This window comes from Pseudomonas sp. S3_A09 (genome assembly GCF_054668065.1).
Genome location: NZ_CP162752.1, coordinates 1,367,620 through 1,389,569, shown reverse-complemented (window position 1 = coordinate 1,389,569; position 21,950 = coordinate 1,367,620). Strand labels below are relative to the sequence as shown.

Annotated in this window: 16 protein-coding genes and 2 pseudogenes; 6 read left to right on the top strand and 12 right to left on the bottom strand. The window is 61.3% G+C overall.

Translation table 11 applies throughout. From position 1 onward, the window contains the following. Positions 1-110: 110 nt before the first annotated feature. The 5 genes and pseudogenes from colR to AB4N92_RS06565 all read left to right on the top strand — a co-directional run bounded on the left by colR (position 111) and on the right by AB4N92_RS06565 (position 3,882). Positions 111-793: pseudogene (gene colR, locus AB4N92_RS06585) on the top strand (two-component system response regulator ColR). Further along, a complete protein-coding gene (locus tag AB4N92_RS06580; protein WP_010208012.1) occupies positions 783-2,063 on the top strand; it encodes a sensor histidine kinase in 1,281 nt (426 codons plus the stop codon). Before colR ends, AB4N92_RS06580 begins: the two are co-directional and overlap by 11 nt. A 190-nt stretch (positions 2,064-2,253) precedes the next feature. Then, a complete protein-coding gene (locus tag AB4N92_RS06575) occupies positions 2,254-2,934 on the top strand; it encodes a class I SAM-dependent methyltransferase (RefSeq protein ID WP_010208014.1) in 681 nt (226 codons plus the stop codon). Between the two features lie 4 nt (positions 2,935-2,938). Then, positions 2,939-3,658, top strand: a complete 720-nt coding sequence (locus tag AB4N92_RS06570) for a lipopolysaccharide kinase InaA family protein (protein ID WP_010208016.1) — start codon at positions 2,939-2,941, stop codon at positions 3,656-3,658. Continuing rightward, complete coding sequence (locus tag AB4N92_RS06565; protein WP_010208018.1) at positions 3,655-3,882, top strand: hypothetical protein; 228 nt, start codon at positions 3,655-3,657, stop codon at positions 3,880-3,882. The genes AB4N92_RS06570 and AB4N92_RS06565 overlap by 4 nt, the downstream gene beginning before the upstream one ends. 61 nt (positions 3,883-3,943) lie before the next feature. Here AB4N92_RS06565 and AB4N92_RS06560 read toward each other — a convergent pair whose 3' ends face one another. The 5 genes and pseudogenes from AB4N92_RS06560 to AB4N92_RS06540 form a co-directional block, all read right to left on the bottom strand. After that, entirely contained in the window at positions 3,944-6,970 is a 3,027-nt protein-coding gene (locus AB4N92_RS06560) for a multidrug efflux RND transporter permease subunit (protein WP_198729646.1), read from the bottom strand. A 3-nt stretch (positions 6,971-6,973) separates the two neighbouring features. Further along, positions 6,974-8,103 (bottom strand): annotated as a pseudogene (locus AB4N92_RS06555) (efflux RND transporter periplasmic adaptor subunit). A 216-nt stretch (positions 8,104-8,319) separates the two neighbouring features. Continuing rightward, positions 8,320-9,417, bottom strand: a complete 1,098-nt coding sequence (locus AB4N92_RS06550; protein WP_010208022.1) for a DUF1513 domain-containing protein — start codon at positions 9,415-9,417, stop codon at positions 8,320-8,322. A 2-nt stretch (positions 9,418-9,419) separates the two neighbouring features. After that, positions 9,420-10,484: an imelysin family protein gene (locus tag AB4N92_RS06545; protein WP_010208023.1), complete on the bottom strand. Its 1,065-nt coding sequence runs from the start codon at positions 10,482-10,484 to the stop codon at positions 9,420-9,422. 31 nt (positions 10,485-10,515) lie between these two features. Then, positions 10,516-11,943 (bottom strand): di-heme oxidoreductase family protein, encoded by a 1,428-nt coding sequence (locus AB4N92_RS06540; protein WP_044287808.1) that lies wholly within the window; start codon positions 11,941-11,943, stop codon positions 10,516-10,518. 139 nt (positions 11,944-12,082) lie between these two features. On the opposite strand from AB4N92_RS06540, the gene AB4N92_RS06535 reads away from it, so the two are divergent. Then, complete coding sequence (locus AB4N92_RS06535; protein WP_236266855.1) at positions 12,083-12,646, top strand: NAD(P)H nitroreductase; 564 nt, start codon at positions 12,083-12,085, stop codon at positions 12,644-12,646. Between the two features lie 134 nt (positions 12,647-12,780). On the opposite strand, the gene AB4N92_RS06530 is transcribed toward AB4N92_RS06535, so the two are convergent. The 7 genes from AB4N92_RS06530 to gap form a co-directional block, all read right to left on the bottom strand. After that, positions 12,781-14,919, bottom strand: a complete 2,139-nt coding sequence (locus tag AB4N92_RS06530; protein WP_010208027.1) for a methyl-accepting chemotaxis protein — start codon at positions 14,917-14,919, stop codon at positions 12,781-12,783. Positions 14,920-15,058: 139 nt separating this feature from the next. Further along, the gene (locus AB4N92_RS06525; protein ID WP_460129573.1) at positions 15,059-15,460 is read right to left on the bottom strand and encodes a YbaN family protein; all 402 of its coding nucleotides are present in this window, start codon (positions 15,458-15,460) and stop codon (positions 15,059-15,061) included. Positions 15,461-15,622: 162 nt separating this feature from the next. Next, the gene (locus tag AB4N92_RS06520; RefSeq protein ID WP_010208029.1) at positions 15,623-16,231 is read right to left on the bottom strand and encodes a biliverdin-producing heme oxygenase; all 609 of its coding nucleotides are present in this window, start codon (positions 16,229-16,231) and stop codon (positions 15,623-15,625) included. A gap of 148 nt (positions 16,232-16,379) precedes the next feature. Continuing rightward, positions 16,380-18,944 carry a TonB-dependent receptor gene (locus tag AB4N92_RS06515; RefSeq protein WP_021491211.1) on the bottom strand — a complete coding sequence of 855 codons (2,565 nt, stop codon included), beginning with the start codon at positions 18,942-18,944 and terminating at the stop codon, positions 16,380-16,382. 115 nt (positions 18,945-19,059) lie between these two features. Next, a complete protein-coding gene (locus AB4N92_RS06510) occupies positions 19,060-20,028 on the bottom strand; it encodes a FecR family protein (protein WP_021491212.1) in 969 nt (322 codons plus the stop codon). 74 nt (positions 20,029-20,102) lie between these two features. Then, positions 20,103-20,621, bottom strand: coding sequence for an RNA polymerase sigma factor (locus AB4N92_RS06505; RefSeq protein ID WP_021491213.1), 519 nt, complete (start codon positions 20,619-20,621; stop codon positions 20,103-20,105). A 196-nt stretch (positions 20,622-20,817) separates the two neighbouring features. Continuing rightward, entirely contained in the window at positions 20,818-21,819 is a 1,002-nt protein-coding gene (gene gap, locus AB4N92_RS06500; protein WP_010208035.1) for a type I glyceraldehyde-3-phosphate dehydrogenase, read from the bottom strand. Between the last annotated feature and the right edge of the window lie 131 nt (positions 21,820-21,950).

The following is a 21,950-nucleotide window of genomic DNA, read 5'->3' as shown; positions in this document are numbered from 1 at the left end:
AATCAGTTGAAAACCTATATCTGCGTGCCTTTCAGCTCTATCCCTGAGCCACACTTGGCCTTAAGCTGCGCGAGCCAACACGGCCGTTACCGCGTACGGAGACACTGCCCATGCGAATTCTATTGGTTGAAGACAACCGCGATATTCTGGCCAACCTGGCTGATTACCTGGGGCTAAAAGGTTATACCGTGGACTGTGCGCAGGACGGTTTGTCGGGGCTGCACCTGGCCGCGACCGAGCATTACGACCTGATTGTGCTCGACATCATGCTGCCCGGCATCGATGGCTACACCCTGTGCAAACGCCTGCGTGAAGATGCGCGCCGCGACACGCCAGTGATCATGCTCACTGCCCGCGACCAGCTGGATGACCGGTTGCAGGGCTTCAAGTCCGGCGCCGATGACTACCTGCTCAAGCCGTTTGCCCTGTCGGAACTGGCCGCGCGTATCGAAGCCGTATTGCGCCGTGCCCAGGGGGCGGGCGCCGCGCCTTGCAGGTAGGCGACTTGAGCTACGACCTCGATACCCTGGAAGTGACCCGCGAAGGGCGCCTGCTCAAGCTCAACCCGGTCGGCCTGAAACTGCTGGCGGTGCTGATGCAGAAGAGCCCGCACGTGCTGCGCCGCGAAATCCTCGAAGAAGCCCTGTGGGGCGATGACTGCCCGGACAGCGACAGCCTGCGCAGCCACGTTCACCAATTGCGCCAAGTGATCGACAAACCGTTCGCCAAGCCGTTGCTGCAAACGGTGCACGGCGTGGGTTATCGCCTGGCTGAGGGTCGTGATGGAGTTTAAGCAAAGCCTTGCCCAACGGATCATCATCGCCTTTGCATTGATGAGTGCGTTGGTGGCGGGGGCCTTCGCCATGGGTATCGTCGCGACGGTGCACCTGGTGGAAGAGAAGCTGATCTCGGCGGGCCTGGGCGGTGACCTGCAACGCTTGTTGTTGATGGACACGGTCGAAGACTGGCGGCACCGGCCCGAGCCGGATCAGCTGTTCTACTTCAGCGGTGGCCCTGGCGACTTCGAGTTGCCTAAGGATTTACGCCACCTTGAACCCGGGTTCCATGAAGTGTTCCGCGAAGCGCTGTCGTACCACGCCATGGTCGAAGTGGTCGACGGCCGGCGCTACGTGTTGCTGCAGGACCAAAGCGATTTCGAAGAGCGCGAGCGCGTGCTGTTTGCCGTGGTGCTGGTGGGCTTCGTACTCAGCCTGGCGCTGGCGGTATTCCTGGGTTGGGTATTGGCGCGCAAAGTGATGGCGCCGGTCGTGCGCCTGGCCCGCCAGGTGCGTCACCGTGACCAACTGCTGGGCCTGGCACCGCCGCTGGCGCCGGACTACGCGGCCGACGAAGTGGGGGAGCTGGCGGTAGCTTTCGATGCCACCCTGGGGCGTCTGCGTCAGGCATTGTCCCGCGAGCAGTTGTTCACGAGTGATGTCAGCCACGAATTGCGCACGCCGTTGATGGTGCTGGCCAGCTCCTGCGAACTGCTGTTGGAAAACCCGGCCATCGATCAGCGTGGGCGTAACCAGGTGCTGCGTATCGCCAGGGCCTGCGAAGAAATGCGCGAACTGGTGCAGACCTTCCTGATGCTGGCCCGTGCCCAGCACGATGAATCGGCCATGTCGCTGCAGGTGAGCCTTGGGCAGGTGGCGGAGGATCTGCTCGGCATCTGGCGCGAGCCCATCGAGCAAAAAGGCCTGGAGCTGATCTACCAACCCGGTCATCCCCTGGATACGCGCTATAACACTACCTTCCTGCACGCCGTCATGGGCAACCTGCTGCGCAACGCCCTGCATTACACCGAGAAAGGGTTTATCCGTCTGACTCTGGAGCCCGCGGGCTTTGTAGTGGAAGACAGCGGGGTCGGCATTCCCGAAGACAAGCGTGAAGCGATGTTCGAGCCGTTTGTACGCGGCAGCGAGAAGCGCGGAGAAGGCCTGGGCCTGGGGTTGTCGCTGGTGCAGCGCATCTGCGAAAACCAGGGCTGGACCGTGAGCCTCAGCACCATGGAGCCCAACGGTTGCCGCTTTCATGTGCAATTGAGTCAGGTCAACGCCTGACTCCACCCCCCCTGCCGTTATCCTGCCAGACATCCCGGTAAATCGGCGAAGATGGCCCCATGCTATTGCTTGTATCTGTAAAGTCTTGAAATGTATGGGATTGGACAGGACAAGTTTTTCACAACGGGTTGACCTGTTGATCACAGTTCGGTGCTTAAGGTTGTAGGCATCAGTCACTGGAGATCCGTTGATGTCTAACCCGATCAAGCTCGAATTTTCCGAAAAGTACGACGACGAGCACGCCCAGAATTATTTGCTCAAACATCAGGACAATCTGGCCCGTCGGCTGTCACACAAACGCGACGAGCAGTTGGCCCGTGGCGCGTTGGCGATGGCTGGCGAGCCGGGGCTGGTGTTGGACCTGCCGTGCGGTGCGGGGCGTTTCTGGCCACTGTTGGCGGAAAAACCCAATCGCGTGATCATCGGCGCGGACAATTCGGCCTCCATGTTGAAGGTCGCAACGGTCGCTCAGCCCGCTGACGTCGTGAAACGGGTACGGCCTTTGCAGACATCTGCCTTTGATATTGATCTGCCAGATAACGCTGTCGACAGTATTTTCTGTATGCGCCTGATGCACCACATTGGTGATCCCGCGCATCGGTTGGCGATACTGCGGGAGTTTCAGCGTGTTACGCGTGACAGCGTGATCCTTTCGCTGTGGGTAGACGGCAATTTCAAGGCCTGGAAGCGCAAGCGCGCCGAAGTGAAACGTCGCAAGAAGGGTGAGCAGGACGGTTACCAAAACCGGTTTGTGTTACCGGCTGCTACTGTTGAAGCAGAATTTGAGGAGGCCGGTTTTCGGGTCCAGGAATCCCTGGACTTCATACCGCTGTACGCCATGTGGCGAGTGTATGTATTGCGCAAGAGGTAACAGGATGGCAGTTGAGTGCGTAGCAGGCAGTCATGTAGCGCCCGAAGAACGATTCGATTATTTCTGGCGTCAGCAGGGTGAGTGGGTCGAGGAGCCCAACCGTCGGCGTGGCGGTGAAAGTGGCGTACAACGCGTGATGAGCACCAATGGCCGCCTGCTCTACAGCAAGCGCCAGACCGGGCATATCTACCGCAGTTGGCTGCACCCGTTTGGCCGTCCCACCGTGTTGCGTGAGCGGGATGCGATCAAGGGCCTGCGCCTGTTGGATGTACGCGTGCCGGAAATGGTCTTTTGTGAGGCGCGCCGCGACCCCGAGCACGGCTGGAAGGCCCTGTTGGTGACCGCAGCCCTCGAAGGCTTCGACGAAATTGAAAACTGGTACGCCGCGGGTGGTCGTGAGCAGTACGGCGAGGTGGTGCACGAGCGTGTGCTCAAGGAACTGGCTGGCACGCTTGCGCGTATGCACAAGGGCCGTTGGCAGCATGGCTGCCTATACATCAAGCATATTTTCGTGCGGGTGACGGGCGCAGGCGATTCGGCCAACGTCGAAGTGGCACTGCTGGATTTCGAAAAATGCCGCCAGCGCTTGACCGCTTATCGGGCCGCTTCCCATGACATGCTGCAACTGCGCCGCCATTCGTCGTGGAACGATACCGACTGGAAGAAACTCAGCTACTTTTACGAGACGGCGTTTGGCAGCGCTATCAAGGGTTTAACCAGATGAAGCTAGAAATAGCACGAGGTTTTTTCCTGGTCGGGGCGTTGGGCGTTGCAGCCTTGGCGCTGGCGGCCTGGGAACAGCCTCGCACACAGGTGCTCAGTGCAACGCAGGGTGGCGCGCAATGCCTGTTGCCGCGCGTCGCCAAGGCGAGCACGGCGGCCAAGCCTGATCATGAGTTGTTGCTGTTCATGTTCGGCATGTCTCAAGGGATGAGGCCACAGAGTTGAAACGATTCAAACCCCCAGAAAAGGGCCTTGCGATGCGAGGCCCTTTTTTTTGGGATGTGTGTCAGGCCTTGTCCGGTTTGGCGAGCAAGGTGTACACGCACGGCAGCACAAACAAGGTAAACAGCGTACCGATCGACATCCCCGTGGCAATCACCATGCCGATATCAAACCGGCTCACCGCACCGGCACCCGTCGCCAAGATCAGCGGCACCATGCCGAACACCATTGCCGCGGTGGTCATCAACACCGGTCGCAGGCGAATTGCCGCGGCTTCCTCCACCGCCTGCCTGGGCGTCAGGCCCTTGTCTTTGCGCAATTGGTTGGAGAACTCGACGATCAGGATCCCGTGTTTGCTGATCAGGCCGATCAGCGTCACCAGGCCAACCTGGGTGTAGATGTTCATGCTCGACCAACCAAGGAACAGCGGAATCAGCGCCCCGCAGATCGACAGCGGCACCGTTACCAGGATCACCAAGGGGTCACGGAAACTCTCGAACTGCGCCGCCAGTACCAGGAAGATGATCGCCAGGGCCAGGCCAAAGGTCGCCCACAGCGCCGTGCCTTCCTGGATGAATTGCCGGGACGCGCCGCTGTAGTCGAACGCGTAACCGGGCGGAGTCTCTTCAATAGCGATCTGGCGCACGGTGTCGATGGCCTCGCCCATGCTGACGATGGGGAAGCCTGAGATCAGCGCCGAGTTGAGTTGCTGGAACTGGTTCAACTGCCGGGGGCGGGCGCGGTCCGTCACGGTGATCAGGGTCGAGAGTGGCAGCACTTCACCCTGGGCGTTCTTCACGTAGTAGTTGTTCAGCCACTCGGGGTTGTCGCGGTAGGTGCGCTCGACCTGGGCGATCACCTTGTAACTGCGCCCGTCCAGGGTGAATCGGTTGATTTCCGCCTCGGCCAGCAAGGTCGCCAGGGTACCGCCGAGGTCCTGCATCGATACGCCCATCTGCGCCGCCTTGGCGCGGTCGATGTCCACCACCACTTCGGGTTTGTCGAACGCCAGGTCGATATCGACAAAGGCGAACTTGCCCGACTCCATCGCGCGCTTCTTCACGCGATTGGCCACTTCGAGCAACGACTCATAATCGTTGGCCGTGTTGATCACAAAGCCGAACGGCAGCCCTTCGCCCGTGCCCGGCAGGGACGGCAGGTTGAAGCCGAACACCTGCAGGCCGGGAATCTGCTCAAGGCGTTTTTGCACCTCGGGCAGGATCTGCATCTGGGTGCGGTCGCGCTCGTTCCACGGCTTGAGCAGGAAGCCGCCGATGCCTGATTGCACGCCGTTGAAACCGTTGATCTGGAACGACGAGTAGTACTCCGGAAACGCCTTGAAGATGTTGATGAACTCGTCGGTGTAGGTGTTGAGGTATTCCAGGTTGGTCGGCTGCGGTGCGCTGGCAATCATGAAGATGATGCCTTGGTCTTCGTCGGGGGCCAGTTGCGACTGGGTGAACTTGAGGAACACCGGAATCAGGCACAGCACGATCAAGGCAAACACGATTACCACCGGCCGCGTGTTCAGGGTGCCGTGCAACATGCGTTGGTAGCGGCGCTTGAGGCCATCGAACATTCGGTCGAGGCGGTGGGCCAGACCCGACGGGTTTTCATCATGGCGCAACAGCAGCGCGCACATCATCGGCGACAGGGTCAGGGCGACAATGCCGGAAATGATCACCGCCCCGGCCAGGGTCAGGGCGAACTCCTTGAACAAGGCGCCGGTAAGTCCTTCGAGAAAGCCGATCGGCGCATACACCGCCGCCAAGGTGATGGTCATCGACACCACCGGGAGGGCGATCTCCCGTGCACCTTCCAATGCCGCATCCAGCGGCGTCTTGCCTTCCTCGATGTGCCGGTGGATGTTTTCCACCACCACGATGGCGTCGTCCACCACCAGGCCGATAGCCAGCACCATCGCCAGCAAGGTCAGCAGGTTGATCGAGTAGCCCATCAACTGCATGAAAAACAGCACGCCGATCATCGACAGCGGAATGGTGATCACCGGGATCACCACCGAACGCAGGGCCCCAAGGAACAGGAACACCACCACGATCACGATCAGCACGGCTTCAAACAGCGTCTTGACCACTTCGTTGATGGACGCCTGGATAAACAGCGTGGCGTCGTAGGCAATTTCCGCCTTGAGGTTGGGTGGCAGCTGGGACTCCAGCTCCGGCAGGATCTTGCGCACTTCCTTGATCACATCCAGCGGGTTCGCGCTGGGCGTGGCCTTGATGCCGATGTACACCGACGGCGTGCCGCCAAACGAGCTGATGGCGTTGTAGTTTTCCGCGCCCATTTCCACCCGGGCCACGTCCCGCAGCAGCACGCGGCTGTCGCCGTCGGTTTTCACGCTGATGGCGCCGAACGCTTCGGCGGACTTGAGGTCGGTGTTGGCGTTGATGCTGGTCACCACGAACTCGCCCTTCACCTCGCCGGCAGCGGAGAGGAAGTTGTAGCGGCGCACGGCGTCGGTGATGTCGCTGGCACTGAGGCCGAAACCGGCCAATTTCACCGGGTCGAGCCAGATGCGCATGGCGAACACCTGGTTGCCGAGGATCTCCGCTTCGGCCATGCCCGGCAGGGTGGCGAGCTTGGGTTGGATGACCCGCGACAAGTAATCGGTGATCTGTGGGTTGCTCAACTGCCCGCTTGAAAAGCTGATGTACATCAGCGCCGAGGCATCGGCAGCCTCTTTGCTCAGCACCGGGTCTTCGGCGTCTTGCGGCAGCTTGTTCTTGACCTCGTTGGCCTTGGCCAGCAGTTCGGTAAACAGGCGGTCGCTGTTGGAGCCGATGCGTGCGTAGATCGAGATCACCGAAAAGTTCTGGCGGCTCACCGAGGTCATGTAGTCGATGCCTTCGGCACTGGCCAGGCTTTGCTGCAAGGGCTGGGTGATGTAGCCCTGAATGGTCTCGGCATTCGCGCCGGGGTAGGCGGTGGTCACCGTGATCAGGGCGTTTTCCATGCTCGGGTATTGGCGCAGCGGCAACGTGCTGTAGGCCTGGAAACCCAGCAGCACGATCAGCAGGCTGACCACCATGGCCAGCACCGGACGGCGGATAAAGACGTCTGTGAACTTCATGGCTCAATGCCCTGCCGGTAGGTTTTTGTCCGGGCTGATGGCAATGGGCGTGCCGTTGTCCAGTTTCAGCTGGCCGGCGCTGACCACCTGTTCACCGGCCTTGAGGCCCTTGCTCACCAGCACCAGGCCGCCGCGTCGCTCACCGGTCTCGACGAAGCGTCGCTCGGCGATCAGCAGCGGCTTGCCATCGGCGTCCTTTTCTACCTCGCCGCCCTCGGTTTTTTCTCGGCCACGGCGTACACCGAATTGCCGTAGAGGGTGTAGGTGATCGCGCCTTCCGGCACCACAATCTGCGGGGCGGGATTGGGCAGTAGCACGTCCAGGCGGGTGAACATACCGGGCAGCAGCTTGCCCTCCGGGTTGGCCAGGGTGGCGCGTACCAGCACGTTGCGCGTGCTGTTCTCGACCTTGGGGTTGATCGCACTGATGCTGCCGGGGAATTGTTCGCCGGGATAAGCCGAGACCTCCACCTGCACCGGCTGCCCGGGGGCGACCTTGGGCACGGCGTGTTCGGGGATATAGAAGTCGACGTAGAGGCTGCTGAGGTCTTGCAAGGTAGCGATCACCGTGCCGCTGGCCAGGTAGTCGCCCACGTCCACCTGGCGAATGCCGATGGTGCCGCCGAACGGCGCGACGATGTGCTTCTTCGCCAGGGAGGCCTTGAGCTGATTGACGGTGGCCTTGTTCTTTTGCAGTTGCGCGGAAAGGCGGTCGAACTCGCCTTTTGAGATGGCTTGGCTGCCCACCAGTTGGCTGCCGCGACCGTAATCCAGCTGCGCCAGGCCTAAGTCGGCCTGGGCAGTTTCCAGCAGCGCGCTTTCCACCGCGCTGTCGAGTTGCACCAAGGGTTGCCCGGTCTTGACCTTCTGTCCGGACTCGAACTGCACGTCCTTGACGGTGCCGGCAATCTCCAGGCTCAGGTTGACTCCTTGCAACGCCTTGAGCGTGCCCACCGAGGATACGCGCAGCTGCCAGGGCTGCTCGGTCGCCGTCGCCACGGCCACACTCACTGCCGGCTTGGGCTTGGAGAAGACCTGGATCTGCTGATAGATAGAAAAGGCTTTATAGCCCGCCAGCAGCAGGACGATTAACAGGACCACACCCAACATGATCAGCATGCGACGACGCAGCATATTCCGATTCCTTGGAGAACCTTGAAGGCAGGTAAGCGTTTTGTAGGCGCGAGCTTGCTCGCAATGAACGTGTACGCACCGCGTTCATCCAGGCTTCACGCATTATCGTTGAGGTTTTTCGCGAGCAAGCTCGCGCTTACAAAGTGTAGTGGGGATTTCAGACGGTATTTTTGACAGGTAACAGGGCCAGGATGGGCCCTGTTAAGCGCGGCGGGGTCAGATCAGATGCAGATGGTTATCCCAGAGCCCTGCCGGTAATTCCAACGGTTTTGCTACCAACTGTTTCTGGCGGCAATCGTAGAACCGGCAGCGGCCTTGGCCCGAGGTCACGACAAAGCCATCCTCGACTGCACCCACACCGGCACAGTCGGGCAGCGGACCATCCAGGCGCAGCTCGCCGCTGTCCATGTCCCAGATAAAGAAGCGATTGCCCCGTGGCGCGGTCAACGCCACCAGGCGTAATTCGCTGTGCACGGCGACGCTGGCGGTGTAGTGCCCCATGGCCTGCAACTGCTCATCGGCCACCGGAAACGCCACGAACGGCTGGCCCGGACGTTTGATTGCCAACAGCTCGGAACGCTCCTGGGACGGTCCCATGAACTGCTGCCCGGTGAGGATGGTGCCATCGCTGGCGATCCCCATATGGCGCACGCTGTTCATCTGCTGGCCCAGGGTTTCCTTGCTGATCAGGCGGCCGTCGCGGTGCATCAGCACCAGGCTTGGCTCCATGGCGTTGAGGTTCATTTCCACGCGACTTTCGGCTTCGGTACGAATGCCGCCGTTGGCCACCACCAGCGTCTCACCGTCGGGCATCCACGACACCTGATGCGGGCCGATGCCATGGGTGGAGATCTCGCCGGTATGCACCAGCCGTTCGCCTTCGAACTTATACACACCGAGCAGGCCACGGCCGGGGTCGCTTGTGTCGTTTTCGGTGGCGTACAGCCAGTCGCCGCTCTGATGGATGACCGCGTGGCCGTAGAAGTGGCGATTGGCTTTCGAGGTGATGGTTTGCAGCAGCGCGCCATTACGCAGGTCAATCAGGTAACTCTCGGTGCCCGGGCGACGGGCGACAAACAGAGCAATCGGCAGCGTCGGGTGGTTGATGATGTCGTGGCAACGCTGGCCGACCTGGGTGGTAAACACCGGCTTGCCGTCCAGGCGATAGCCCACGGCGTAGTGCTTGCCGTCTGCATCATCCCGCGCCGAGAGCAGCAGCGGGCCCTTGTCTTTCCCCTTGAACAGCGTCCAGCCACCCAGCGTGAGAGCACTGAGCAATACGCTGCCAACCGCCAAAGCCTGTCGCCTGAGCATCATCAGTCACCGTCGTTGGCGTTAAAGCCCAGTTGAATGCCCAGCGCCTTGGCCAACTCGCCTTCGTGCAGGCGGTGGACGACGTTGAGGCTGTCGTAGATATCGTTAAGCTGCTGGCGTCCGGCGTCGTCGGCCAGCAGTTCATTGAGGGTGCGCTGGTTGCTGGCAAACAGTTTCAGCGACGCAGCATAGGCGGCGTCGATCTTGTCGGCCAACGGCTTCTGCTCGGACGGCAGCAGGCCACGCAGGCCCTTGTTGTCGACGCCGACCCACACGGTCTGGGCCGCCGCGAGGCTGGCTTCGAGGCTTTGCAGGGACGACTGGCTGCGCCAGGCATCGGCCTGGAAGGGCTGCGGGATGCCTTTGGTCTGGCGACCCATCGGCGTACCGAGTTTCTTTTTCAGGGTGTCCAGCGCGGTCACCTGGACGCGCAGTAGATCGGCGATGGCTTCGTGGGAATCGGCGTAGCGCTGGTTCGGAAACTTGGTCATCTGCGCCAGCATGCCGTCGGTGCTGTTCCAGCTGGCCAGGATCTCTTCGGCCAGCGCCTTCTGACGGTCGCCGATCGCCACCAGCAGCGGGCAGTAACGGGCCTTTTGCGCTTCGTCAGCGATGTCGGTCTTGGCGTCGTAGAGGATGTATTCGTAGGCCGACAGGCCTTGCACCACCACACTGGACTTGGCGAGGGCGGCGCCGTCGATCTGCGGCTGGCTGGCGACCAGTTGCTCGACCTGCCGGCCGACCAGGTTCTTCTTGTCTGGCCAGAACTGTACCTGCCACGAACGGTTGCCTTCCGCCAGCGGGCCGATCAACAGCGGTTGCAGCTCGGCCCAGGCCTTTTGCGCGTGCAGGAAGTCGGCACGGGCGGTGTCCAGGCTCTCTTTGCCCTGGCAATAGGCCAGGGCGCTGACGGCCAGTTGGCGGTCGGCTTCGACCCAGCGGCTGTAGGTCGGCAGGATCACTTGCTTGGCGATGGCCGCCGAGGTCACTGCTTGCGGGTCTTGCGGCGAGCAGGCGCCGAGTGCGAGGGCGGCCAGGCTGGTGAACAACAACTTGGGACGGAACATGTCGAGCTCCCTTCTGTAATTGGGGCGAAGCTTATAAAGAATTCAGGAACGCCAGCAACGCAGCGCGCTGCTCGGCATTAAAGGACAACACCTGCTGCTGCGCCGCTTGTGCTTCACCGCCGTGCCACAGCACGGCTTCCAGCAGGTTGCGGGCGCGGCCGTCATGCAAGAACTGGGTGTGGCCACTCACGGTCTGCGTCAGGCCGATGCCCCACAACGGCGGCGTGCGCCAGTCGCGGCCACCGGCCTTGAATTCGCTGCGGTTGTCGGCCAGGCCGTCGCCCATGTCGTGCAACAGCAGGTCGCTGTAGGGGCGGATCACCTGGTTGGCCAGCTCGGGTTCGGCGGCATTCGCGGCCGTGGTGAAGGCTGGCGTGTGGCAACCCTGGCAGCCCGCTTGATAGAACAGGGTTTTACCGGCCAGCACCTGCGGCGTGTTGACGCCACGGCGTGCCGGCACGGCGAGGTTGCGGGTGTAGAACAGCACCAGGCGCAGGATATTGTCACTGACTTCCGGCTCGCCATCGGGGCCATTGCCGTTGGGGGCCTGTTTGCAGGCGACTTGGGCGTCGGTGCAGTCATCGAACGGTCTCAGGGTGGTGGTAAGGCCCATATCACCAGAGAACGCGTGAACATTTTGTTGATTGAGGTTGGGTTGCCCGGCCTTCCAGCCAAAACGCCCGAGCACGGTTTTTTGCTGGGCATCGTCCCAGACCCAGTTGGCGCGGCCGACGATGGCTGCTTTGTCGGCGGTTTTCGGGTCGGTGTTGCGCAAGATATCAGCGTCGCTGATGGCTTCGAGCAGGCCCAGGCCAATCATCGGCGGGGCGATGCGTGCGGAGAAACGAGTGTCCGGATGCATCGGGCCGTAGCCAAGCTGGGTGATTTGCAGGTCCGGCTTGCGCAACTCGACCACTGTGCCGTCCTTGAATGTCACGTTGACCGGTGCGTAGTCGACGCGCACCTTGCCTTCCGGCGTTACCCCCGGCACGGCCATGTCCTGCAGTTGTCCGCCGTAGACCGGCTCGGGCACCACACCGACCTGTTCGATGAGCTTGGCATACGGCGCTGCATCCGGAATGGACAGGCGCACCAGCATCGACACGGCATTAGGTGCGTCAGGTAACGGCGGATGCCCGCGACCGTCTTTGATATGGCAATTCTGGCAGGCATTGGTGTTGAACAGCGGGCCCAGGCCATCACGCGCGGTGGTGGTGGACGGCGCGATCACCCAGGGGCTGCGAAAGAAGCTATTGCCGACGCTGAAATCCAGCCGACGAGTGGGCGACAGGTTGGCCGATGGCAGCGAAAACGCGTTCTGGTCGCGCTTGTTCACGGTCGCCGCACCGCCCGCCCGTGCTTCACCCGGCTCGGCCTTGGTAAACCTGGGCGCGTCATCGCAGGCGGTCAGGCTCAAGGCCAGCAAGGCTGCGGACAGGCGAAAAAGCGAGCGGAGCATCGAGTTTCCTGAACCAAGGCAGAAAATAAGGTCGCAAAGTCTAACAGGGCGGGGCGCAATGAATAAGAGCAATTATCGTTTGGTCGAATTCGATTCATTCCCGCTAGAATGGCCGCACATTTTTCTCTGGAGGTGGCCAATGCAGGCTCTCGACGCTTTGCTCAACCGTGTTTCCGTGCCGCGTTTGCTGGAACCGGCACCGACCCAGGAGCAGCGCGACGTGCTGTTCGCCGCCGCCATGCGCGCGCCCGACCACGGCCAACTGCGTCCGTGGCGTTTCCTCACTGTCGAAGGGGCCGCCCGCGAACAGATGGGCACGCTGCTGGCCGAAGCTGTCCGCCTGCAAGACGCCGATGCGCCACAAGCTGCCATCGACAAGGCCCAGAACGGCCCATTGCGCGCCCCCTTGGTAGTGGTGGTGATTGCCCGTCTGCAGGAGCACTTCAAGGTGCCGAAATCCGAGCAATTGCTGGCGGCGGCCTGTGCAGCCCACGGCATCCTGCTGGCAGCGTATGCCCAGGGGATTGGTGCCGTGTGGCGCACTGGTGAATTGTCCTACTCGGCCCACGTCGCCAAAGGCCTGGGGCTCACGGCAGACGAGGAAGTGATTGGCTTCCTCTACCTGGGCACACCGCAGAACCCGCCGCGTACCGCAGCTAAAGAAGACCTGACGCAGTTTGTCAGCGCCTGGACCGGTCTCTGAACCACCGCCGATCTGCTCTATGTGGGAGCTGGCTTGCCTGCGATAGCATCGACTCGGTTCTTTAGGGACACCGAGTTGCCTGCATCGCGGGCAAGCCTGGCTCCCACATGGATCTCAGTGGTTGCGGAACCGAGTCAGACCCTGAACTGATCCATCAACTTCATCTGCTGGCTGGCCAACGCATTGAGTTGGCTGCTGATGGCCGCCGACTCGGTGGCCTGGCCGGTGAGGGTTTCGGTCACAGTGCGGATCGCCGAGACGTTGCGGTTGACCTCTTCGGCCACGGCGCTCTGTTGTTCGGCGGCGCTGGCGATCTGCAGGTTCATGTCGCTGATCACGGTGACGGCATCACTGATCTTGCCCAAGGCCTGCGCCGCCTGATGGATCTGCCCGGCATTGCTTTGAGCCTGGCTCTGGCTCGAATGCATGGTCGCCACCACGCCACGGGTGCCGCTCTGGATGCGTTCGATCACCAGGCGGATTTCCTCCACGGAGTCCTGGGTGCGCTTGGCCAGATTGCGCACTTCGTCGGCCACCACCGCAAAGCCACGGCCACTTTCGCCGGCGCGTGCCGCTTCGATTGCCGCGTTCAGCGCCAGCAGGTTGGTTTGCTCAGCAATGCTGCGGATCACTTCCAGCACCGAACCGATCTGTTCGCTGTTGACCGCCAAGGCTTCGACTTCGCCTACGGCCTTGCTGACTTCTTCGGCCAATGAGGTGATATCTCGGGTGCTCTGCTCGATGATCGACATGCCTTCGCGCGCCGACTGATCGGCCCCACGCGCCGCGCTGGCGGCGTTGGACGCGCTGTTGGCGACATCGTGGGCGGTGGCGCTCATTTCATTGGAGGCGGTGGCCACCTGGTCGATTTCGCGGAACTGCACCTGCATGCCTTCGCTGGTCTGGCGCGCGATGGCCGATGACTGATCGGCCGTGCCACGGGCTTCGGTAATGCTTTGCTTGATCTGGGCGATGGTCGGTTGCAGCTTGTCGAGGAAGCGGTTGAACCAGTTGGCCAGTTCGCCCAATTCGTCCTTCTTGGCGTAGGCCAGGCGTTGAGTCAGGTCGCCGTCGCCGCTGGCGATGTCCTTGAGCATGGCGGCCACGTTGTTGATCGGGCGGGTCACGCCGGTGGCGGTCAGCCAGATCAGCAGCAGGCCCAGCAACGCGGCGGCGGCGCCGACCAGCAAAGCCTTGAGCGTACCGGCGGCCTGGGCTTTGTCGAGCACGTCCTGCAGCTTCAAGGTGTCAGCCAGCATCACGTTCCTGGGCAGTGTGACCACGACGCCCCAGGATTTTGCGTCTGCAATCGGCTTGACCGGGTAGACGGCGCGGATGGTGTGGTCCTGCTCGCGGATCATGGGCGAGTCGCTGGCCAGTAGTTGCACGATTTCCTTGCCTTCGGCGCCGACGGTATCCATGAGGGTTTTGCCGACTATCTCCGGCTGACCGCTGGAGGCGGCAATCAGACCGGTGCTCGAAAGAATGTCCAGGTGCGCCGCGCCATTGAACAGTTCTTTTTGCGCCGCGTCCGTCACGGCTTGCAGGGTGTTGAGGGCGATGTCGATACCGACCACGCCGATGACGTTGCCGTCCACCATCAGCGGCAGGGAGATGGTGGTCATCAGCATCTGCTTGCCAGCCACTTCATCGGCGTAGGGGTCTAGCAGGCACACTTTGCGCGTGTCCCGTGGGCAGGTGTACCAAATGTTGTAGGGCGTGCCGCTGAGGTTGGGGGTGGTCTTGGTCAGGTCATCTTCGACCATGATGGTGTTCAGGCCTTCGCCGCCGGCGCGGCTCCAGTAGCTGGAGAAACGGCCTTTCTCGTTGGACACGCGAGCCTTGTCGTCGACGAACTCGCTGTCCTTGCCATCCAGTCCGTTGGGTTCGAACGAGAGCCAGATACCCAGCACTTTGCTGTTGCGCTCGAACGTGGTCTTGAGGCTCTGGTTGAGTTCTTCACGCAAGGCGCCGGGTTCCAGCGCGCGCTTGGCCGCGAGGGCGCGCAGGTCCTTGACCTGATCGGCAAGGGCGGTCACTACCAACAGGTTTTCGCCAAAGGTTTTCTGCAACAGTACGGCCTGTTCGCCGGCTTTGGATTGCAGCAGGCTCTGCACACTGCTGGTGAGCATTCGCGAGCTCGAATCGCTGATCAACTGATCGTTCTGATTGGTTTCGTAGAGGTTGATGCTGATGATCAGCGCGATCACCCCCAAGAGGCAAAGGCCCGACAGCAGCACTATTTTCAAGCGGATGGAGAGGGTGTCGAACATAGGTTCACTCGCGAATGGACGGGCTGGAAGGCACGTAGTGCAGGCCAAGTCCATTCAGCGCTATGTCTGAAACATCGGCGTCACACATCAATTCATGAGAAACAGGCGATGAGCGGTAGGATAAACCCTACACGCAGCGTTATACGGGCGCCGCAAGCCGTTCCGGTCGAGACCAGATCCACAGATTGCCCAGGCTCATCCCGGCAATGGCCAGGTAGATCGGCCAGCCGTGGTCGAGCATCACCAGCATCAGAATCGCGCAGAGCAGCATGCTCGCGGTGGCACTGACTTTGGCCCGGCGGGCGATGATCTTGCCGTTGCGCCAGTTGAACAGGATCGGCCCGAACTGCCGGTGGTTTTCCAGCCAGGCGCTGAGGCGCGGTGAGCTTTTGGTGGCGGCCCAGGCGGCGAGCAGAATGAATTCGGTGGTAGGCAAGCCCGGCACGACAATCGCCACCAGCCCGATGCCCAGGCTGACGTAGGCCAGCAAGCCGAAGAGGATCCGGGCGATTTTCGAGGTGGATTGGGTTTTGCCGGTCATGGGAGCATGCAGAGTCGATAAAAAATCAGCTTGGAATGGGGTTTAAATGTGGGAGCGGGCTTGCTCGCGAATGCGGTGCGTCAGTCCAGTATCAGGTGACTGATACTCCGCATTCGCAAGCAAGCCCGCTCCCACAGTGCTATCGCATTCCAATCGAGGGTATCAGGCCAGTTCAGGGGCGCTAGCGTACGCCTGTTCCAGCAATACGGTGAAGCGTACGAAGGCGTCAATCGCACCTTTTTCCACCGCGGCTTCTTCTTCGGCGCTGAATTCCAGCGCGTCCAGGGTGCGGGTGAAGCGCTTCCAACCCTCGGCACGGCCACCGGCTGGCTCACCCAGGTGACGGGCACCGAAGGTTTCGCTCAGGCCCAGGCCTACGGCGCGCTTGATCAGGAACGCGGCGCCCAGCTTGGAGCCTTCGGAAACGAACAGCCAGCCCAGCGCTTCAGCCTTGCTCGGGTTGTTCACCGCGCCGGCAACCGGGGCTGGCACTTCGGTGTCCAGGTCACCCAGGTCCAGCTTGGCCGCTTCGGCGCGGCAGCGTTCGGGCAGGTCCGGCACGATCTTGATCAGCTCGGCATCGTTGTACAGCGCCACCAGTTCCGACTGGAACAGGTACTGCGCCACCACGAAGCGCGCGAAGTTGGCCTGGGTTTCAAACGGCGCGTGGGCTTTGACCAGGGCGTCGAGCTTGGCGTGCGGCGAGTGGGTAATCTGGTTCAGGCGCTGGGAGCGTAGGCTTGGGCGTTCAGCGGTAGGAGAAGCGGTCATGAAAAAGTCCTTGAGAAGAAGAGCGCCTGGGTGCTCTAAAGAGAGCCGTTATCAACTAGACGAACAAGAAGACGCGGCACAGTAAAAAATCCTCACCTCGTCGGTAAAATTTCGACGAGGTGAGTGGGGCCTCGGTTAAAGGTCGTGATCAGATGTCCCAGATCACGTTGATCGCAACGTTGCGACCCGGCTGGGTCAGGCGGTCGAGGTTGGCCGGGGAGGTCACACCGGCTTCGCCGACGCCGTCGTAGCTGCGCACGTCATCCCAGTTCCAGTACTTCTTGTCGGTGAGGTTGTAGAGGCCGCCGTTGACGGTCACGTCGTTGGTGACCTTGTAGAAGGCGGTCAGGTCGAGGACGCCGAAGCCTGGGGTCTTGAAGGGGGCCGTGGTGCTGCCATCAGGCGCGTGGAAGGTGGTGCTGTCGACGCGATCCTGCTTTTTCACCAGGGTCCAGCTCAGCAGGCCACCGTAGTTGTCCTGGTCGTAGCCCAGGCCGAATACGCCCTTGAGCGGGTTGACACTGTTGAGCGGCTCGCCATTGTCGTCGTTGCGACCGTAGGTGTAGCCAACCGAACCCTGGGTGTACAGGCCTTGGGGGGCGCCGAACGCGTCGAGGTTCAGGCGCCCTTTGGCTTCGATCCCCTTGATGGTGGCGTGCTTGATGTTGTTGGCTTCGAATTGCTGTGCGGTACCGCCGGCGACGGAAGCGTCCTCGTCGATGAAGTTGCGGTATTTGTTGTAGAACACGGCGATATCAAACGAACCGGAGTCGAAGTGGCCGCGAATCCCGGTTTCCACGCCCTTGCTGCTTTCCGGCTTGAGGTCCGGGTTGGGTTCGACGGTGTAGCCCTGCTGCAGGTTTTCAAAGCGGCCGTACAAGGCTTTGGCCGATGGTGTGCGGAAGCCTTCGGCGTATTGGCCGAACCAAGTGTACTGGTCGGTCAGCGCATAGGTCAGACCGAATTTCGGCGTGACGCGGTGCCAGGTTTTTTCCTTGTCACTGTGGGCATAGATCCGTGTCGGGTCGACGGTGTTGAGGAACTCTTCAGTCAACTTGGGTTTGAGTTGGGTGTAGTCGTAGCGAACGGCGGGCAGGAAGGTCCACTTGTCCCAGGTGATTTGGTCCTGCGCGAACAGCGAGTAGGTGTTGATGGTCGGGTCCGGGAAATCACTGGCCTTCTTCACGCTGTCGCTGGCTGTCGGGCTGGGTGCGCCGATGGCTGTGCAACCGCCGCCGACCGCCAGGCAGGTGGCGGCGCCTTCGCGGGAGCCGGTGACTTTCTGTTGTTTGAGGGTGGTGCCGTAGGTGACCTGGTGATCGGTGTCGCCCCAGCTGAAAGCCTTGTCCAGCTGTGCGTCGAACACCCACTGCTTTTCTTCGTACAGGGTTTCGCGGGTGCGCAATACGCGACGGGACGGCTGGTATATTTCGGCGGTGGACTGGTCGGTCTTGGCGATCTGATAGTTGAGGCTGGTCTTGATCTGATCGGCAATCGGCGAGTCCAGGGCGAAGCGGTTTTCGATAGCGAAACGCTCACGGGTGATGGTGTCGTTGCCCGACCGTGCACGGTAGAAGTTGAAGCCGCGTCCGCCGGTGAACGGTCCGCCCACGGCGTTTTTCAAGTTGACGTCGCGATCATCCTTGTACTTCTCGTAGGTCAGGCCCAGTCGATTGTCATCGCCATAGTTCCAGCCTAGCTTGGCCAGCACGTTGGTGGTGCGTGCATCCTCGGGGTTGGCGCCGGTGCGCGCCAGGCCCGTGGCGTTGTTGCCATCGTAGGACTCCATTTCATGGCCGTTGCGCTGGCTCAGGTGCAACAGGCCGTCGACATCCTGCACGCGGCCGGCGACGGTGCCGGAGGTCAGCCAGCTTTCGTCGGCGGAGCTGTAGCCGGTCTTCAGGCGAGCGCCGACGTCCTGGCCGGGCTTGATGATGTCATCCGGGTCGAGGGTGAAGTAGCTCACGGCGCCGCCAATCGCGCTGCTGCCGTACAGGGCCGAGGCCGGGCCGCGCAGGATCTCCACGCGCTTGACGATTTCCGGGTCGACATAGTTGCGGCGGGTCTTGGCGTAGGGACCGTTGAAGAAGTTGTCCGGCACTTCGACGCCATCGACCTGGGTGAGGATGCGGTCGCCGTCGATGCCGCGAATGTTGTAGCCCGAATTGCTTGAGCGGCCACCGGCACCGCCGACCGAGACGTTGGGTTCGTAACGCACCAGTTCACGAATGGTATTCACGTTCTGGCGGTCCAGCGCCTCGCGTTCCTGCACGGTCACGGTGCTCGGTACGCTGCTGATGTTCTGCTCGTTACGCGTGGCGCTGATGGTCACCTGTTGCAGGTTGAGGGCGCCGCCCGGCGCGCGCTTTTCCAGCACGATGTTGTTATTGCCCAGTTTGCGGTAGCTCAGGTTGGTCCCCACCAACAGCCGGTCCAGGGCTTTTTCCGGCGACAACGGGCCGCGTACGCCTGGGGACGACACGCCCTGGCCCAGTTCGGCCGGTAGGCCGACTTGCCAGCCGGTCACGGCGGTAAAGGCGTTGAGTGCCGAGACCAGCGGTTGCTGCTCAATGCTGAAGCTGTAGTTGCCGTGGCTACGCGCAGCAGGTTCGGCGGCGGTGGCGGTCATCACCGGCGCAGCGGCCAGCAGGATGGCCGCGGTCAGCAAGGACAGGGCGGGCGAAGAGGACCGGCGGTTGAAACGAGAGGACATCGAGAGCGCTCCGGAGTACGAATCTTATAGTTGCGAACTGAGACAAATAGGAATCAGTTGCATTGGCTAAGACGAGACGTACCACCCTCAGCTATCGAGTAAAAATAATTCTCATTTAGTTCAAAATCACCAGCGATGGGTATTCCGACAGCTTGGCCGAGGTGATGTGAGCCAGGGAGCGCACCACGTCCAAGGGCTGGTCGAGGCGGTAATTGCCGGTGACGGCGACGCTGGCCAGTTGGTCGTTGGTGTTGACGATCCAGCCTGGGTAATAGCGGCGCAGCTCGGCGAGCACTTCGCTCATCGGGCAGTTTTCGAAGATCAGCCGACCTTGCACCCAGGCCAGGTCCTTGTTGGCATCCAGCTTGGCCGGTTGGCCGAACCCCTTGGGCCCGATGCGGATACTTTCACCGGCACTCAGGCGCACGCGGGCATCGTCGAAGGTGTTGCTCAGGTCGACATCGCCACGCTGCACCTGCACCTGGGCTTCGCCATTGAGGTAACGCACAGCGAAGGCGGTGTCGCGCACGCTGGCGCGTACGGGGCCGGCGTCGATTTCCAAGGGCAAGCCGTGACTGGGCACGATGTCGAAAAACGCCTCGCCCTGATACAGGCGAGCGATGCGCTGGTGGTCCTTGATGCTGCTGGAAAACGCCGAGTTGGTGTTCAGCAATACCTTGGAGCCGTCGTCCAGTTGCAGGCGCTGGCGTTCGCCTACCACGGTGAGGTGGTCGGCCTGCAGGCGTACCGGCAGGTTGCTGAAACTGAACAGGCCGATCAGCAGCACGGCGGCGGTGGCCAGCGGTTTCCAATGTGGCTTGAGCCGGCGCCAGGCGCTCGGCTTGCGCGGCGCGGCCAGTGCGACGGCAGCACTGTGTACCGGCGCGCCGCCCCACGCGGCCTGGGCCTTGGCGAAGGCGTGGACGTGGGCGGGATCGCTGGCCAACCAGGTTTCGAATTCGGCCTGCTGTCCGGCTTGCGGGCACTGCAAGGCGATCAGCCAGTCGAGGGCTTGATCCATAGCCGTGTCTTGCAACACCTCATGAGCCAGCTCATGGGGGCGCAGTTTATTCGGGTCCGTCACGGTGTTCCTCGGGTCTTCGCCACGTTCTATTCAACTTTCCTACAGCTTGGGTCGACGCTTCTGTCGGATGGAGCTTAAGGCCGATCCAATCGTTCGGCCACACCTACGCAGATAGCCATGATCAATTTGAGTTCCTTTTGCACGGTGCTCAAGGACACGCCCAACTGATCGGCGATCTCCTGGTAACTGCAACCATGCAAGCGGCTGAGGATGAAAATCCGCTGTTGGCGGGCGCTCAACTGGCCCAGGCTGACGCTCAGGGCTTCAAGCATTTGCTCGGCCTGGGTGGCATCTTCGGGTGTGCTGATGGGGGCGGCGACGCTTTGCAGGACATCCAGCGGGACGTTTTCCTGCAGTGTGCGGGCCTGGATCCTGCGCGCACGCAGGTGATCCAACGCCAGGTTGCGCGCCGTCTGATAGACGAAAGGTTCAAGGTGATCGATCGGTCGCTCGCTCAGGGCCCGGGTGACGCGCAGGTAGGTTTCCTGCAACAGGTCCTCGGCGGTGCTGTGGTTATTCACCATCCGCTGCAAGGTGCGAAGCAGCATTACCCGTTGGGTGAGAAAGACGTGGTTGAAGCGAGATTGGCTCACAGTGATACCAGACCGATTTGCAGTTAATGATAATGCTTATCATCAACTCAAATGGCAAGGAACACTTTCTGCGGGTTTGCGCAGGCCAAATGTGGGAGCGGGCTTGCTCGCGAATGCAAGCACCTCGGTTCGTCTGAATAACGAGGTGATGCGTTCGCGAGCAAGCCCGCTCCCACACAAGCCCACTCTGTGTGGATTACTCGGCGTTGCAGAGCGCCAGGCAGTTATCCAGCATACGGTTGGAGAAGCCCCACTCGTTGTCATACCAAGCCAAAACTTTCAGCAACTTACCGCTGACCTTGGTGTGATTGGCATCGAAGATCGACGACAGCGGGTTGTGGTTGAAGTCACTGGAAACCAGCGGCAGGGTGTTATAGCCGAGGATCTTCGAGTGCTGGCTGGCTTCCTTGAGGAGTGCGTTGACTTCCTCCGCCGTGGCGTCTTTTTTCAACTGCACGGTGAGGTCCACCAGCGACACGTTGATCACCGGTACACGCACCGCCATGCCGGTCAGCTTGCCCGCCAGTTCCGGCAGCACCAGGCCGACGGCTTCAGCGGCACCGGTCTTGCTCGGGATCATGTTCTGGGTAGCCGAACGCGCGCGGTACGGGTCGGTGTGGTAGACGTCGGTCAGGTTCTGGTCGTTGGTGTAGGCGTGAATCGTGGTCATCAGGCCGCTTTCGATACCCAGTTCGCGATGCAGCACTTGGGCGACCGGCGCCAGGCAGTTGGTGGTGCACGACGCGTTGGAGATGATCTGGTGGGATTGACGCAGAATGTCATGGTTTACACCGTAGACCACGGTAGCGTCCGCCCCTTTGGCCGGTGCAGAGATGATCACCTTGCGCGCGCCGGCGGTAATATGGGCGGCAGCCTTGTCACGGTCGGTGAACAGGCCGGTGCATTCGAACACGACGTCGATCTTGTGCGCGGCCCACGGCAGGTCGGCCGGGTTGCGAATGGCGCTGACGGCAATCCGGTCGCCATTGACGGTCAGGCTTTCCTGATCGTGGGCGACCTCTGCTTCGAAAGTGCCATGTACGGTGTCGTATTTGAGCAGGTGGGCATTGATCGAACTGTCGCCCAGATCGTTGATGGCGACGATCTGCAAATCCTGGCGGTAGCCTTGGGTATACAGTGCGCGCAGGACATTACGGCCGATACGGCCAAAACCATTGATTGCGATACGAAGAGTCATTGGAAAGTGCCTGTCGTCGATTTGTTGTAAGAATTACAAGATTATTCGCATAAAAATAGAAAACAAGCCTTTTTAGTGGCAATATTTTGTTCAATCTACAACGAGTGACCTGAATCAACTGGTCCGATGAT

Coding starts and splice junctions, on each gene's coding strand:
- AB4N92_RS06580 (WP_010208012.1), top strand. CDS start 783: ATGGAGTTTAAGCAAAGCCTTGCCCAACGGATCATCATCGCCTTTGCA.
- AB4N92_RS06575 (WP_010208014.1), top strand. CDS start 2,254: ATGTCTAACCCGATCAAGCTCGAATTTTCCGAAAAGTACGACGACGAG.
- AB4N92_RS06570 (WP_010208016.1), top strand. CDS start 2,939: ATGGCAGTTGAGTGCGTAGCAGGCAGTCATGTAGCGCCCGAAGAACGA.
- AB4N92_RS06565 (WP_010208018.1), top strand. CDS start 3,655: ATGAAGCTAGAAATAGCACGAGGTTTTTTCCTGGTCGGGGCGTTGGGC.
- AB4N92_RS06560 (WP_198729646.1), bottom strand. CDS start 6,970: ATGAAGTTCACAGACGTCTTTATCCGCCGTCCGGTGCTGGCCATGGTG.
- AB4N92_RS06550 (WP_010208022.1), bottom strand. CDS start 9,417: ATGCTCAGGCGACAGGCTTTGGCGGTTGGCAGCGTATTGCTCAGTGCT.
- AB4N92_RS06545 (WP_010208023.1), bottom strand. CDS start 10,484: ATGTTCCGTCCCAAGTTGTTGTTCACCAGCCTGGCCGCCCTCGCACTC.
- AB4N92_RS06540 (WP_044287808.1), bottom strand. CDS start 11,943: ATGCTCCGCTCGCTTTTTCGCCTGTCCGCAGCCTTGCTGGCCTTGAGC.
- AB4N92_RS06535 (WP_236266855.1), top strand. CDS start 12,083: ATGCAGGCTCTCGACGCTTTGCTCAACCGTGTTTCCGTGCCGCGTTTG.
- AB4N92_RS06530 (WP_010208027.1), bottom strand. CDS start 14,919: ATGTTCGACACCCTCTCCATCCGCTTGAAAATAGTGCTGCTGTCGGGC.
- AB4N92_RS06525 (WP_460129573.1), bottom strand. CDS start 15,460: ATGACCGGCAAAACCCAATCCACCTCGAAAATCGCCCGGATCCTCTTC.
- AB4N92_RS06520 (WP_010208029.1), bottom strand. CDS start 16,231: ATGACCGCTTCTCCTACCGCTGAACGCCCAAGCCTACGCTCCCAGCGC.
- AB4N92_RS06515 (WP_021491211.1), bottom strand. CDS start 18,944: ATGTCCTCTCGTTTCAACCGCCGGTCCTCTTCGCCCGCCCTGTCCTTG.
- gap (WP_010208035.1), bottom strand. CDS start 21,819: ATGACTCTTCGTATCGCAATCAATGGTTTTGGCCGTATCGGCCGTAAT.